Consider the following 15,114-nt stretch of genomic DNA (forward strand, 5'->3'; position numbering starts at 1 on the left):
ATCCAATCGTTCTTGGTCGAAAGATCGGATCTCGGAACAGGCATTTAGTTCAATTTTCTTAAACGAGATTCAGGTTAGGTAGTTGTTGGTAAAACGTTTTATTTTTTAAAATCTTTTCAAGTTCACTTTTAACACCTTTAATAGGCATAGGGCGAGCTATAAAATAGCCTTGGCCGTAGTCAACGCCAATTTCTTTTAATGCAAAAAATACTTCTTCGGTTTCTACATACTCAGCCACAGAGCGCTTATCGAGTGAATGACTAATGTCGTTAATGGCCTTTACTAGTGCTAAATCAATAGGGTCGTTGAGCATATCGCAAACAAACGAGCCATCAATTTTTACATGCTGTGCTGGCAGTTGTTTCAAGTAGTTAAAAGTACTGAAGCCGGTGCCAAAATCGTCAATCGAAAAGTGGCAGCCTAAAATATTGAGTTTTTCAATCATTTTACGCGTAGCTGCTAAGTTGTTAATGCTGGCAGATTCGGTAATTTCAAAAATTATTTGTGTTGGTAAAACCTGATACTTTGCTAAATTTGACTCTATTAATGGCACTAAACGCTCATCTAAAAATGACTGCGCAGAGAGATTTATAGCTACTTGGTTAAGTTCTGGGTAGAGGGCAACATTAGCAATTGTGTTACGAATAACGCATTGATCCATTAAAAAAGTATCGTTTAGCATTTCTAATGAAGGAATAAATTGATTAGGAAAAACTAGTTCATCATTTATTTTTAAGCGCAGCAGCACCTCAAAGTAAGCAACTTCATTGCGCCTAAAATCCCAAATTGGTTGGTAATGCAGTTCAATGCTGTCTTGTTGTAGCGCTTGGCGAATACCATGACCCCACTCTAAACCCGTTTGTAGCGTATTGTTATGGGCATCTTGTTTTGCATAGCAATGTACTAAATTACGACCTAAATTTTTAGCGATATACAGGGCAATATCAGCTTGTTTTAAACATTCGCTCGGGTCGCAATTCTTTTCGGTAATTTGAGTTAAACCAATTGAGCAACTGATTGAGTATATTTGCTCCTCAGATTTAAATTGATTTTGTTCAATTGCGTTACATATACCTTCGGCAATTAAATGCGCGTCAAGCAAGTTGGTATGTTTGAGGATCACAGCAAATTCGTCGCCGCCAACTCTACACACTAAATGCTCGGTACTTATGTTTGTTATAAATAATTGCGCTACTTCTTTTAAAACAATATCGCCTTGTTGATGGCCTTTACTGTCGTTAATTATTTTAAAGTGATCTAAATCGATATAAATAAGCGCGTGCTCAATATCAGAATGCGTGTGCTGAGGTTGGCAAATACGATTCAGCTGTTGGTCAAAGTAATAGCGATTATGCAGGCCAGTAAGCGTATCGTGAAGTGCTAAATGGCGCAGCTGCAGTTCCGCTTGTTTTCGTTCATGAATATTGTCGATTGTGGCGGTAATAGTGGCGTTATTATGGCTGTTTTGTATGAGCTGTAGCCGACATTCAACCCAAATTTGGCTGCCATTTTTATGTTGTAGCCTTATTTCAACTTGTTGTTTGTACTCACCACCACAAAGAATGTCGTCTATTGTTGCTTGTAGTTTTACTTGGCATTCAGCAATACAAAAATTAGTTAATTGCTGTTGTAGTGTCGATTTAACACCAAAGCCACTTAATGCTTCCCACGCTGGGTTGATAAAGCGAATAAGCCCTTGCTGATCAAGTTCTAGAACGACAGTATTTAAATGCAATAAAATACGTTGATGCGCAGAAAATAAATCTCGGTATCGCACTTCGCTTATGCTCAGTTGCTCTACTTTGTTAGCAAATTCAGCGTAGCTCACCATAAAGTCTTCGCGACGCGCTGCATGGTCGCATACTTTATTTAAAAATGGCGGATCGTATGGGGCACGTATAAAGTCGGTGACACCCGAAAGTAAAAGCTGCTCCGCATAATCTGCATCATCACTATCTATAATAGTTACAATTGCTTGCATAGGATTATGTTGTAAAATTTCAGATACTAGCACGCTCGACTCTTCTGCTCTTGCACCGGTTGCATCAAGTAAAACAATTGCAAATTGTTGCTGGTTATAAGCATTAAGCGCGGCTTGGCTCGAGGTAACATGGGTAATCGAAAAGTTTAGCAGTAACGGCTTGCTGATTTCATTGGCTTTAGTGTTAGTCGGCTCTAACAGTAAGAGGTTTAAACGACTGCTTTTTTCTAAATGGTTAGCGAGCACACTTGCCAGCACTTGCGGCAGCATGTCTTGGCGCTCAAAAGGTAATACTGCATCAATACCGTAGCTGCGGGCAGTAGTTTCAGCTATTCGTTCACAATAAATAGGGGGAATAAGTAAGATTGGGGTATTTTTAGGGGTATTTAATAAGCCCGAGCGGATCATTCTTGAGAAGCGCCAGCCATCAATTTTACCTACATCAAGGCCAGTAATAATTATATTAACGGCTTGTTTTTTTAATATTTTTAAAGCTTGTTGGCTATCAGATACTTCTATAAATTCAAAAACATTTAATTTCTCTAAAGTGGCTCGAATAGTGCCACGCTCAGCACTGCTGGCGTTTAATATTAGCAATTTAAGCTGATTTACCACGTTTAGAGTACCCCTAAAAAATCACGATTATTCAAAAGAGTAAGAGTAATGATATTTACCGCTTAGGACAAGCGTATTTACGGCATGATAATAAATGCAGTAAAACAAGTGTAATTTAATGAGAATTTACCTGATTTCTTGAGCTTCATAAGCGATAGATATACACTTGGCGCGACTTTAAATGATGTGGATTACCAACTATGCGCGTGGCTGATTTTAGCTTTGACCTTCCCGACGAATTAATTGCTCGTTTTCCTAAGCAAGACAGAACAAGTAGCCGCTTATTGAGCCTAGATGGCCCAAGTGGTGTAGTTGAGCACAAAGTATTTAGTGATTTGCTTGAATTAGTTAACGAAAATGACTTGTTGGTGTTTAATAACACGCGAGTAATACCTGCCCGTATGTTTGGTCAAAAAGCGTCAGGCGGAAAAGTTGAAGTATTAGTAGAGCGTGTGCTTGATGAGCATAGAGTGCTGGCACATGTGCGCGCGAGTAAATCGCTAAAGCCAGGCAACGAAGTAATTCTTGAAGGCAAGGCAAAAGCAACCATGGTTGCGCGTCACGATACCTTATTTGAGCTGGAGTTTGAGCATAGCCAAAACGTACTCGATATATTAAATGATATTGGCCATATGCCATTACCGCCGTATATAGATCGCCCTGATAACGAGGCTGATCGTGAGCGTTATCAAACCGTGTACGGCGAAAAGCCTGGAGCGGTTGCGGCTCCTACCGCCGGTTTGCATTTTGACGATAAGTTAATGACCGCGCTAAAAAATAAAGGCGTACAAATGGCTTTTGTTACACTGCATGTGGGAGCAGGGACGTTTCAACCGGTGCGTGTTGCCACGGTAGATAAGCACATTATGCACTCAGAATACATAGAAGTGCCAGATGATGTGGTTGCTGCTGTAGCAAACACTAAAGCCAATGGTGGGCGTGTTATTGCCATAGGTACAACGTCTGTACGCTCTCTAGAATCTGCAGCAAAAGTACACGGTGGTAAGTTAGATACTTACTTTGGTGATACCGATATATTTATTTATCCGGGTTATCAATTTAATGTGGTTGATGCCATGATCACGAACTTTCACTTACCAGAGTCAACGCTTATCATGCTGGTAAGTGCCTTTGCCGGACAAAACAATATTATGGGCGCATATAACACCGCCATAGAGCAGCAGTATCGTTTTTTTAGTTATGGCGATGCGATGTTTTTAACCCGTAAATAAACACCACAAAATTTACTTGTTTAAGCTGGCTATTTGCTTTTAAATCAGCATTGAATTTACCGCAGTTAATAGTATTAACGCAGTAAAAAGGGTAGAATTGAGCGGTTAAATTATAGCTTGTTGGACTGTTTTTCCGACATTGAGGACAATATGAAATTTGAATTAGACACTACAGACGGTAAAGCGCGCCGCGGCCGCTTGATTTTTGACCGTGGTGTAATAGAAACTCCAGCATTTATGCCTGTAGGTACTTACGGTACTGTTAAAGGCATGACACCGGATGAAGTAAAAGCAACAGGCGCGCAAGTTTGTTTAGGTAATACGTTTCACCTAATGCTGCGCCCAGGCACTGAAATCATTAAGCAACACGGTGGTTTACATAAGTTTATGAATTGGGATTTCCCGATTCTAACTGACTCAGGTGGCTTCCAGGTGTTCAGCCTAGGTGCTATGCGTAAAATTACCGAAGAAGGCGTATTATTTAGCTCCCCAGTAAATGGCGAGAAAATTATGATGACGCCAGAATCATCAATGCAAGTACAGCGCGACTTGGGTTCAGATATCGTGATGATTTTTGACGAATGTACACCATACCCTGCTACCGAAAAAGAAGCTAAAGATTCAATGGAGTTGTCACTTCGCTGGGCTAAACGCTCAAAAGAAGGCCATGGCGACAACCCATCTGCACTGTTTGGTATTATTCAAGGTGGTATGTACCCAGAGTTACGTGCACAATCGCAAGCCGGACTTGAAGAAATAGGCTTTGATGGCTATGCATTAGGTGGTTTATCGGTAGGTGAGCCGAAAAACGAAATGATCAATATTCTTGATCATTGCGCGTACAAAATGCCAGCAGACAAACCACGTTATTTAATGGGTGTAGGTAAGCCAGAAGACTTAGTTGAGTCGGTACGCCGTGGTATTGATATGTTTGACTGTGTTATGCCAACCCGTAACGCTCGTAATGGTCATTTATTTATAACCACAGGTGTGGTTAAAATACGTAACGCAGTACATAAAACAGATACTGGCCCGCTTGACCCTGAGTGTGATTGCCATACCTGTGGAAACTACTCACGTGCCTATTTACATCACCTTGATAAATGTAACGAAATTTTAGGCGCACGATTAAACACTATTCATAACTTACGTTATTATCAACGTGTTATGGAAGGCTTACGTAACGCAATTAGCGCAGGTAAGTTAGATGAGTTCGTTCAGGATTTTTATGCTCGCCGTGGCCAAGACGTGCCAGAGCTTGCAGATATAACAAATTAAATTTTAAAAATTAAAGAGGAAGTATCATGAGTTTATTTATTTCGAATGCCCACGCAAGTACTGGTTCTGCATCTGCCGGTGGCGGAATGGAAATGCTAATAATGTTAGCTATTTTCGGTTTGGTTTTTTACTTTTTGATTTATCGCCCGCAAGCTAAGCGTGTTAAAGAGCATAAAAGCTTAATGAGCGCGATGGCTAAAGGTGATGAAGTACTTACCCAAGGCGGTTTAGTGGGTAAAATAGTAAAAATTGCAGATGATAAAGATTTTGTTGTTATCTCATTAAACGAGCAAGCAGAAGTAACAGTACAAAAATCAGCCGTAACTGCGGTATTGCCAAAAGGCACAATGAAGTCGCTATAAAAATAATAAGGACGACCCCGTGTTAAACAAGTTTCCACTTTGGAAGTATTTACTTGTTTTAGCTGTGGTAGCCGTTGGCCTTTTATACGCCTCTCCAAACTTGTATGGTCGCGATCCGGCTATACAAGTTTCTGGCGCTAAAGGTGCTAATGTTGATCTCAGTGTAATAGACAAAGTAAACGCAACCCTCAAAAAACATAACGTTAGTGTTAAATCAACGAAACTCGAAGATGGGCAAATACTCGTTCGCTTTAGAAACGTTGAAGAGCAGCTAAAAGCGCAAGATTTATTGCGTAACTCTCTTAGCGATGATTACATTTCTGCTATAAACATGGCTCCAGCGCAACCAGCTTGGTTAAAAGCGGTTGGCGGCAACCCAATGAAGCTAGGCCTAGACTTAAGTGGTGGTGTGCATTTCACCATGGAAATTGACATGGCGACAGCCGTTGATAACCAGCTTGAGCAAATGGAAGAAGACTTTCGTAGCGACCTACGTGAAGAAAAACTTCGTTATCGCAGTGTTCGCCGTGTAGCGGGCTCTGATCGTATGCGTGTAGAAATGCGCAGCGAAGAAGATAAAGACGCTGCAGAGCGCTTCTTAAAAACGCAGTATCCATTAAATGTATACATAGATGATAGCAGTAACGATAACGCATTTTATGCGACTATGAGTGAGCAAAAACTCAAAGAAATTCGTGATTACGCTATCAAGCAAAACGAAACGATTATTCGTAACCGTATTAACCAAATTGGTGTTGCTGAGCCAAACGTACAGCGCCAAGGTGCTGAGCGAATTATTGTGCAACTACCCGGCATTCAAGATACTGCTCGTGCTAAAGAAATTTTAGGCGCAACGGCCACACTTGAGTTTCGCGAAGTAGAAGAAAACGCCGATATTAGCGCTGCTGCTCAAGGTCGTATCCCACCGGGTACTGAAATGATCATGAGCCGTGACGGTTACCCTGTGGTACTTAAAAAACGTATTATTCTTGAAGGTAGCCATATTACTGGCGCGCAATCAGGTAGCGATGAATACCAACGCCCGCAAGTAAGTATTACGCTAGATAGCAAAGGTGGGGCAAAAATGAATGCCTTTACCAAGCGAGCTATTGGTAAGCGCATGGCCACGGTATTTATTGAATACAAACCATCAGGTAAAAAAGATGCCGACGGTAAAGCGCTTCCGCCTATTAAGGTTGAAGAAGTTATTAACGTAGCAACTATTCAAGCACGCCTTGATCGCTCGTTCCGTATTACCGGTATTGATAACCCAGCAGAAGCACATAACTTAAGCTTATTACTACGTGCTGGCGCACTTGTAGCGCCAATTCAAATAGTTGAAGAGCGCACAGTAGGGCCAAGCTTGGGCCAAGAAAACATTGAAGCAGGTATGACCGCGGTAGCACTTGGTTTTGCATTCGTACTTGCATTTATGCTTATTTACTACAAAGGCTTTGGCATGGTTGCTAACCTTGCGCTTGCTGCTAACTTAGTGCTTATTATTGGTGTTATGTCGTTAATTCCAGGCGCAACGCTTACTCTGCCAGGTATTGCCGGTATTGTACTAACCGTAGGTATGGCGGTTGATGCCAACGTACTTATTTTTGAACGTATTCGTGAAGAGCTGGCCGATGGCCGTAGCCCTCAACAAGCCGTTCATTTTGGTTATGACAGTGCATTTAGCACTATTTTTGATGCTAATATCACCACCTTAATTGCTGCCGTTATTTTGTTTGCTGTTGGCACTGGCCCAATTGCAGGCTTTGCGGTTACGTTAGCAATTGGTATTTTAACGTCAATGTTTACAGCTATTGTTGGTACGCGCGCGATTATCAACTTATTTATCGGCGGTAAACGTGTTGATAAACTTTCAATTTAAGGAGTAGCCATGCAAATTTTAAAATTGGGTAGCAAAACCCTACGTTTCATGTCTCTTCGTAAAGTGGCAATGGGTTTTTCAACGTTATTAATTTTAGCGTCATTTATAGCGATTTTTACTAAAGGCTTAAACTTTGGTTTAGACTTTACCGGTGGTACTGCCGTTGAAGTTGGCTTTTCGCAACCTGCAGATCTTAAAAAGGTGCGTGATGTACTTGCCGAAAATGGTTTTGCAGATGCATCGGTACAATTGTTTGGTTCAAGCCAAGAAATTTTAGTTCGTTTAGCGCCGCGCGGCGATGACGTAAAAGCTGAAGTTATTGGTAACCAAGTTATTGCTGCACTAAAGCTAGCAGACGAAAGCGTAGTAATGCGCCGTATTGAGTTTGTTGGCCCAAGCGTAGGTGAAGATTTAAAAGAGCAGGGTGGCCTGGCCATGTTAACTGCACTTATTTGTATCTTGATTTATGTAGCGTTTCGCTTTGAATGGCGTTTTGCAGTAGGCGCTGTAAGTGGCTTAATTCACGATGTTATTATTACCGTAGGCTTATTTTCGGTATTAGGTTTAGAGTTCGATTTAACCATATTAGCGGCTATATTAGCGGTAATAGGTTACTCACTAAACGATACCATTGTAGTATCTGACCGTATTCGTGAAAACTTTCGCAAAGTGCGTATTGATGACACGATAGAAATTATCGATATGTCTTTAACACAAACGCTTAATCGTACCTTAGTAACGTCAATTACCACTATTTTAGTATTAATTGCCTTGTTTATTTGGGGCGGTCAAACCATTCATGGCTTTGCTACAGCATTGTTATTTGGTGTGTTTATTGGTACTTATTCATCTATTTACGTTGCCAGCTCAGTTGCTATTGCACTTGGCGTCAGTAAAGAAGATTTAATACCAGAAGTGATTGAAAAAGAAGGTGCTGATCTAGACGCTATGCCGTAATAGATTTGTAAGCCGATATTAACCGCCCATCTGGGCGGTTTTTTATTGCCTGCAGATTACCATAAAAATGTCATATTCGCTTGCTACTTTACCTTGAGTAAATCGTAATAGAGCTTAGCAATAATGAAGCAGCGTAAATTATTAAATGAAATTTTAGAAAATGGCACAATTACCACCTTGTTTCAGCCGCTTTTTGATATTAGCAGGCAGACCATTCTCGGTTATGAAGCACTCAGCAGAGGGCCTAAAAATAGCTGTTTAGAAATGCCTAATACACTGTTTCAGGTGGCTCATCAATATGGTCTTATTTCAGAGCTTGAGCTACTGTGCCGCTCTAAAGCTATTGAGAACTTTGTGCATTTGAAGCTGCAGGGCAAACTATTTTTAAATGTTAGTCCTAAAACGTTACTCGACCCAAGTCATCCTAAAGGCGAAACACTGCATCTCATTAAGCAGTTTGGTTTAGCAGCTCATCGGGTGGTGATAGAGGTAACAGAGCAAGAAAGAGTCGAGGATGAGTTTTTACTACAAAAAACCATGGCACATTACCGCTCTTTAGGCTTCACTATTGCAATTGATGACTTAGGTACGGGGTATTCTGGGTTAAAGCAATGGTCGGAGTTATGCCCAGACTTTGTCAAAATCGATCGTTATTTTATCGATCATTGCGATAAAAGTGTGGTTAAAAAAGAGTTTTTAAAGTTAATAACAGCTCTGGCAAAAGTAACCAATACGACAGTGATTGCAGAGGGAATTGAGCGAGCAGAAGAGCTAACTGTGTTAGAAGGAATGGGTATCAACTATGTGCAAGGGTTTTTACTTGAACGACCAAGTAATAAACCAAGTTATGTGCTTTCAGCAAGGCAAATTCAAGCACTGAGCTTTGCCGCAAATACAAACCAGTTAAATAACTCTATGGCTATTGGTTGGCTTGCAGTAGCGCAGCAAACTATTGATAGCGAAACCAGTTGTAAAGACGCCCATGCGCTATTTGAACGAGATAAATCAATTGCCAGCCTAGTGGTAATTAATTCGCAGTGTCAGCCAATTGGCTTGCTCCACAAAGAGCAACTTAGTGAAGTGTTTGCAGCGGCCTATGGCCATGCTTTGTATGACAAGCGTGCGGCCACTGTAGTAATGGACAGGCAACCGCTAGTGGTAGATGAAAACCAGCTGCTAGATAACGTTAGTCAGCAAATTACCGAATGCGACTTTGATATTCGCCGCCATATAGTGATCACCCGAGGGCAGCAGTATTTAGGCATTGTGCCAGTACGCGACATATTAAAACATATAACAGATGAAAAAATTCGTCATGCGCAGCACGCTAACCCATTAACTATGTTACCCGGTAATCTAGCTCTTAACGATGCCATAGAGCGGCGTTTAGCTACACAAAAGGCGTTTTCATTGGCGTATTTAGATTTGAACCATTTTAAACAGTTTAATGATTTGTTTGGTTATGCTAGCGGCGATAGTGTAATTAAACTATTAGCAAATATTACGATGCAGGCGTGTAGTAATACAAACAGTTTTGTTGGCCATATTGGCGGCGATGACTTTATGGTGCTATTTGATGATAATAATGCTGCCGCAGTGTGCGAGCATATTATTCGCCAATTTGAAATAGAATCACAGGTGTTTTTTAGTTCCGAACATATTAAAAATAAGGGATATTGGAGTGCAAATAGAGAAGGGAAGCCACAATTTGTGCCATTAGTAACACTGGCAATAGGCTTAGTTACTCCCGATTTACACCATTATAAGAATAGCCATCAGGTTGCAGCATTGGCAAGTAATGCTAAAAAATCAGCAAAGCGCTTTGCTCATAGCCATTTGTTTTTATGTCGGCGTAGTAAGCCAAGTAGTGTGGTTGCTAGGTTAGAAAAACAAGCAGTTTAATCGTCATAAATAATTTTTTGCAGACAACAAAAAAAGGAGCCTAAGCTCCTTTTTTAAACCATGCAGTTTTTATTAACGAAGTAATGACTCAGTTAATACAGGGCGAATTTCGCGAATTATTGCTTGAGTTAGCTTAGGTGCGCCACAGATAATGTTACCACTATTGTTATAGTTTACGCCGCCAGCAAAATCTACAACCATGCCACCTGCTTCTTTTACTAATAGCTCGCCTGCAGCAGTATCCCAAGGTTTTAAACCAATTTCGAAAAAGCCATCAACGCGTCCAGCAGCAACATAAGCCATGTCTAGCGCAGCAGAGCCCGCACGACGGATATCAGCTGTATGTATGAATAAAGCTTTAAACGCTTCTGTGTATGCATCTAGGTGTTGTTTTTGCTTGAAAGGGAAGCCAGTAGCTAAGATTGAACCACCTAAATCAACTGTTTTAGAAACGCGTAAACGTTTGCTATTAAGTTGTGCGCCTTGACCACGAGAGGCAGTGAAAAGCTCACCACGAATTGGATCATAAATAACGGCTTGGTCTAAACGACCTTTTACTTTAAGTGCGATAGAAACCGCAAAATGAGGAATACCCTTGATGAAGTTAGTTGTGCCATCAAGCGGGTCAACAATCCATTGGTAATCTGCATCTTTACCTTTATGCTCGCCTAATTCTTCACCAACAATGCAGTGATCAGGGTAAGAGCGTAAAATGGTGTCGCGAATTATAGCTTCAGCTTCTTTATCAATGTTAGTCACTAAATCGTTAGTGCCTTTTTGTTGAACTTCAACTTTTGATAAATCTTCACTTGCACGAAGTATAATTTTGCCTGCGTTACGCGCAGCGCGAACCGCAATGTTTAACATTGGATGCATGGTATTACCTTTGGGTTGTAAAAGAACGTTTATATATTTTAGCTGGCGTATTTTAGCGACTTTTGCCATAAAGTAAACAACAAAGCCTAAATACTTTTGTTTGTTTTTTATACTTGCTTGATGTGCAGAGCATTTTATAGAAATTCAGCATTGATGAATCTGCAAAGCACTTTTTAAATGTGTTCTAGTGCTTTAAAAATTTAGCATGTTTTTTACTCTTTAACCTGGGCCCAAGTTAAAAGCTATGAACATGCTTTTATTTTCACTACTGAGAACTTTTTACCGATAAGTCGGTAAAAAAGTGATGTATACAAAGTGAAGTTATTTTACACATCGCCTTAAGTTAATGATTTTACTTGTTTATTAAAGTTGGCTTAAAGCTGGCATTAGTTAAAGTGTCTTTAATCAAAAGGAGAAAGATTATGAAAACATTTAACAAATCTATCATTGCGGCGTTAGTTTTAGGTACTACGGCTATGGGTGCTCAAGCGAGCAGCTGGGAAAATGAAAGTAAAGATGCTTGGATTGATGGTAAGGCTGAAACAGTGCTTCTTATGAACACTAACCTCAATAACTTTGACATCAACACTGATGTAAAAAATGGCAAAGTTATACTAACAGGTAAAGTTAATAGCGAACTCGACAAAGAGTTAGCAGAAGAACTTGTACTGAGTTTAGATGGTGTAACCGATGTTGATAACCAGCTTACTGTTGTGAAAAACATGAACAGTAAAAGCCATGACAACATGAAAGATGATGATGGTAGCGGCTTAACCGACGCTAAAATTACCACAGTCATCACAACGCGTTATTTATTTAACTCAGAAGTTGGTGGTACAAACATTGATGTAGATACTGACAACGGTGTAGTTACTCTTACCGGTACAGTGAACTCAGATGCTGAAAAACAGCTTGCAGTAAAAATTGCTAAAAATGCAGAAGATGTTCGCGATGTAGTAGATAAACTAACGATAGTTGCAAAGTAGTATAGTATTTATAAAACCCAGCTCTGCTGGGTTTTTGCTTATAAATTTTTTATTTATAAATAAGGAGAATATTTATGGATATTATACGTATTATTTTTTCAATCTTACTGCCACCACTGGGAGTATTTTTACAGGTGGGTTTAGGCTTACATTTTTGGATAAATATTTTACTTACGTTGTTTGGTTACTTCCCTGGAGTAATACATGCAATATACATTATCGCAAAAAAATAATTCATTTCTGTTTGTCGCGTAATATAAGCTGTAAGTTGCTTATTTAAAGCCCAATTTTTAAATTACGCGATATACAGCCTTCCATTTCACTTTTACTTAGCTGCCAGTATTAACCCTAAATTCTGCAAATTTTAATATTATACCCATAAAAAGATTACTATTTAAGCAGTTAGACCATTGATTGTTAAAATAAAGACTTTTGCTAGTGACAAGCCTCTAAAAACTTTTTATACTGCACCCCGCTTTAGTCGCTATGTGACTAAACGCTTCTTAAAAAATTAACTGTTTACAGTTATACAAAAAGTTGGCCCCTTAGCTCAGTTGGTTAGAGCACACGACTCATAATCGTTAGGTCCCCAGTTCGAGTCTGGGAGGGGCCACCATTTTAAATATACCTACTAAAAATCATTCCAATCATTAACTAATGAATAGCTCTATGTTGTGTTAATTACACTTTAAGTATATTTTTGCCTGTTTCATTATAAAATAATAAATAGAATTGTTTTACGGCAATAAAAAATCCCTAGTTAGGGATTTTTTACAGAGTACTTATTAACGCTTTTAAGTTAATACCTATATTATTAATAACATGATCATTCTGACTTATTAAGTAGCTAATTAACCGCGTTAGAAATAGCCTATAGGTCACTATACATTATGACTTTGATTAGTGATTAAGCTGTTTTTTTGGTACTAGAATTGTTCACTAATTTAATGTGACGGGTAAAATAAATTAATTTTTACGGTAGATCTCATGTTCAATATCGTAAATATTAACGCTTAAACTGTCTGATGCTCTGCAATAGGTTTTTAAACACTCAAGTAGTTGCTCACTTAACATTTGTTTTTGCTCAATAGAACGTCCCGCCAAAATGTGTACCGCAATATGTATAAACCCCGACCCGCCTGCGCCAAGTAGATATTGCTGATAGGAAATAGCGCGTGTTTTTATGGTTTCTAAATCAAATAAATTACTTTGGAAAGCGGCGTTGTGAATTTTTTCTACAAGTACTTGTGGTAATACAGGGAGGTCTTCTGAGTGTTCAATAATAATGTGCGGCATTTAGGCGTTCCTATTATGAGTTACTACATGTGTGAACCTTATTATACCAAATACCAGGTTACCCGCTAACCCCTACAATGCTGAATTAGCATCTTTTTGTTTTGCACAATTAGCCATTAAGAAGTGTTATGGTGCGGCAAAGGTGAATGTATATAGCGCAATGTTTATTTTTTACAACATGTGTTTTGTAGCTGTAAATACGTTTAGTATAGAAGAATAAACCGTATCCCTCTTTAAGTATGTTGGAGAACACGATGAAGTATTTAAAAGTCAGCTTTTTACTCGCAGGTATGCTTACCTTAACAGCGTGCTCAGATGATGTTGCCTCTGTAAGCCTTGGGTTATTTACCACCAAGGATGTAATTGTAAATTCGCAACAAGACCCTTTAGTCACTGGGGTAACGTGCCATATTAGCCATATAGAAGCTAATTTAGATTTTTCAGATCCTTCTGATATGTCAATTTCGTGTCGGCAAACCGGGGTTATTACCGCAGAGCAATTGCAGCAGATTGATCGGAGTAAATCTGGGGAAGTGGTATTTAAATCATCTAAAAGTATTTTGTTTAAATCATTAAAAGTGCGTCGTATTTACGATGCTAAAGCACATACCTTATTGTATTTGTCGTACTCGACTAAAGAGTCTACGGGGAGTCATCATCATGCGTTATCTACTGTGCCATTATACAATACACAAGCATGGCAATGGGCGCTTGGGCAAGAGCGAGAGTAAGCTATGTTAGCGTTATTTAAGCCCAAACCATTACTGGCTGAGCAAGAGCAGCAATGGTTAATTGATACCTTTATATGGGCAGTTGAAAACTTTGATGTTGAGTTTTTTACCCAGCATACGCAAATCACTTTGCCCACGGTTGAGTTCTTTCCCGACTCGGTATCGAGTATTGAAGAAATGGCCACTAAGGTATTTAACCGCGTAAGTAGTTATGCGGGTATGACAGCGTGGCCTATTCAACTAGTTGCACCGCAGCAGCTCACTCCACAGGTTTTTCCACAGTTTAAATTTAGCCAACAACTACGTGGCGAAGGCGCTAAATTAATTGTACCGCCTAGCCAGGCTATTAATATTTCGTTTAATCCAAATCAAGTAAACCAGCCACAAGACTTAGTTGCCAGTTTTGCTGGAACGTTAGCGACTATTTTAATTCATCATGTAGGCGTATTACCACCGGGCGGAAAAGACTACTTAGCGCAAGCTGCTGATGCACTGGCTTGCTTTTTAGGCTTTGGGGTAATGATGAGCAATACGGTATATCAGTTTAAGGGCGGCTGTGGCTCGTGTTATAACCCTTATGCAAATCGCGAAGCGTCGTTGAACGAAACCCATACGGTATTTATGCATGCGTTAGTGAGTTACTTTAAAAATGATAAACGCTCTAAGCAGCATTTAAAACCGCATTTGCGCGGCCAATTTAAAAAAGCGCAAAAAGAAATTAAAGCATTAGTCAATAACTCAGCTAACCCGCTGTTATTAGCGTATATGCCAAACTAAGCAGAGATATTGTGTGAATTACTTAGACGAATTTTTACTGATTGCCGTAGCGCACTTTTTTGCAGTAGCAAGCCCAGGGCCCGATTTTGCTGTGGTATTAAAGCAAAGTGTGCAGCAAGGTAGGCGCAATGCTCTTTGGACTAGTGCAGGTGTTGGTGCGGCTATTTTATCATTTGAGCCGAAAAACTCCGTCCTTTAGGTCGGGGATGTAAGGTTTTAGCGCAACGCGCTAACAATAGAGC

The 15,114-nt window shown here is 39.8% G+C and carries 13 protein-coding genes, 1 tRNA gene and 1 pseudogene; 12 read left to right on the plus strand and 3 right to left on the minus strand.

Features of this window, described 5'->3' with window-relative positions; translation table 11 throughout:
* Positions 1–58: 58 nt before the first annotated feature.
* Positions 59–2,596, minus strand: coding sequence for an EAL domain-containing protein (locus HC000_RS16895; protein WP_179808258.1), 2,538 nt, complete (start codon positions 2,594–2,596; stop codon positions 59–61).
* Between the two features lie 200 nt (positions 2,597–2,796).
* Between HC000_RS16895 and queA the strand changes: the two genes are divergently transcribed.
* The 6 genes from queA to HC000_RS16925 all read left to right on the plus strand — a co-directional run bounded on the left by queA (position 2,797) and on the right by HC000_RS16925 (position 10,206).
* The gene (gene queA / locus HC000_RS16900; protein WP_179808259.1) at positions 2,797–3,828 is read left to right on the plus strand and encodes a tRNA preQ1(34) S-adenosylmethionine ribosyltransferase-isomerase QueA; all 1,032 of its coding nucleotides are present in this window, start codon (positions 2,797–2,799) and stop codon (positions 3,826–3,828) included.
* A 150-nt stretch (positions 3,829–3,978) separates the two neighbouring features.
* The gene (tgt, locus tag HC000_RS16905) at positions 3,979–5,106 is read left to right on the plus strand and encodes a tRNA guanosine(34) transglycosylase Tgt (RefSeq protein ID WP_011327032.1); all 1,128 of its coding nucleotides are present in this window, start codon (positions 3,979–3,981) and stop codon (positions 5,104–5,106) included.
* A 26-nt stretch (positions 5,107–5,132) separates the two neighbouring features.
* Positions 5,133–5,468, plus strand: a complete 336-nt coding sequence (yajC, locus tag HC000_RS16910; protein WP_011327033.1) for a preprotein translocase subunit YajC — start codon at positions 5,133–5,135, stop codon at positions 5,466–5,468.
* 19 nt (positions 5,469–5,487) lie between these two features.
* A complete protein-coding gene (gene secD / locus HC000_RS16915; protein ID WP_179808260.1) occupies positions 5,488–7,347 on the plus strand; it encodes a protein translocase subunit SecD in 1,860 nt (619 codons plus the stop codon).
* 9 nt (positions 7,348–7,356) lie between these two features.
* On the plus strand, positions 7,357–8,304 hold the full coding sequence (gene secF, locus HC000_RS16920; protein ID WP_089367647.1) for a protein translocase subunit SecF: 948 nt from the start codon (positions 7,357–7,359) through the stop codon (positions 8,302–8,304).
* 120 nt (positions 8,305–8,424) lie between these two features.
* Positions 8,425–10,206: a GGDEF domain-containing protein gene (locus HC000_RS16925; RefSeq protein ID WP_179808262.1), complete on the plus strand. Its 1,782-nt coding sequence runs from the start codon at positions 8,425–8,427 to the stop codon at positions 10,204–10,206.
* A gap of 72 nt (positions 10,207–10,278) precedes the next feature.
* On the opposite strand, the gene suhB is transcribed toward HC000_RS16925, so the two are convergent.
* A complete protein-coding gene (gene suhB, locus HC000_RS16930) occupies positions 10,279–11,082 on the minus strand; it encodes an inositol-1-monophosphatase (protein WP_011327036.1) in 804 nt (267 codons plus the stop codon).
* Positions 11,083–11,504: 422 nt separating this feature from the next.
* Between suhB and HC000_RS16935 the strand changes: the two genes are divergently transcribed.
* The 3 genes from HC000_RS16935 to HC000_RS16945 all read left to right on the plus strand — a co-directional run bounded on the left by HC000_RS16935 (position 11,505) and on the right by HC000_RS16945 (position 12,684).
* Positions 11,505–12,068 (plus strand): BON domain-containing protein, encoded by a 564-nt coding sequence (locus HC000_RS16935; RefSeq protein WP_011327038.1) that lies wholly within the window; start codon positions 11,505–11,507, stop codon positions 12,066–12,068.
* 74 nt (positions 12,069–12,142) lie between these two features.
* On the plus strand, positions 12,143–12,301 hold the full coding sequence (locus HC000_RS16940; RefSeq protein WP_011327039.1) for a YqaE/Pmp3 family membrane protein: 159 nt from the start codon (positions 12,143–12,145) through the stop codon (positions 12,299–12,301).
* 306 nt (positions 12,302–12,607) lie between these two features.
* A tRNA-Ile gene (locus tag HC000_RS16945) sits at positions 12,608–12,684 on the plus strand.
* 350 nt (positions 12,685–13,034) lie between these two features.
* On the opposite strand, the gene HC000_RS16950 is transcribed toward HC000_RS16945, so the two are convergent.
* The gene (locus HC000_RS16950) at positions 13,035–13,364 is read right to left on the minus strand and encodes a 5-carboxymethyl-2-hydroxymuconate Delta-isomerase (protein ID WP_011327042.1); all 330 of its coding nucleotides are present in this window, start codon (positions 13,362–13,364) and stop codon (positions 13,035–13,037) included.
* A gap of 254 nt (positions 13,365–13,618) precedes the next feature.
* Between HC000_RS16950 and HC000_RS16955 the strand changes: the two genes are divergently transcribed.
* From HC000_RS16955 to HC000_RS16965, 3 genes and pseudogenes are all read left to right on the plus strand, one after another.
* The gene (locus HC000_RS16955; RefSeq protein WP_083497484.1) at positions 13,619–14,095 is read left to right on the plus strand and encodes a CreA family protein; all 477 of its coding nucleotides are present in this window, start codon (positions 13,619–13,621) and stop codon (positions 14,093–14,095) included.
* Between the two features lie 3 nt (positions 14,096–14,098).
* On the plus strand, positions 14,099–14,872 hold the full coding sequence (locus HC000_RS16960; protein WP_179808261.1) for a hypothetical protein: 774 nt from the start codon (positions 14,099–14,101) through the stop codon (positions 14,870–14,872).
* A gap of 13 nt (positions 14,873–14,885) precedes the next feature.
* A pseudogene (locus tag HC000_RS16965) lies at positions 14,886–15,041 on the plus strand (LysE family transporter); the annotation flags it as partial.
* Between the last annotated feature and the right edge of the window lie 73 nt (positions 15,042–15,114).

The sequence above is a fragment of the Pseudoalteromonas sp. MIP2626 genome (assembly GCF_013414205.1).
In the GTDB taxonomy this organism is placed as follows: Bacteria; Pseudomonadota; Gammaproteobacteria; order Enterobacterales; family Alteromonadaceae; genus Pseudoalteromonas; species Pseudoalteromonas nigrifaciens.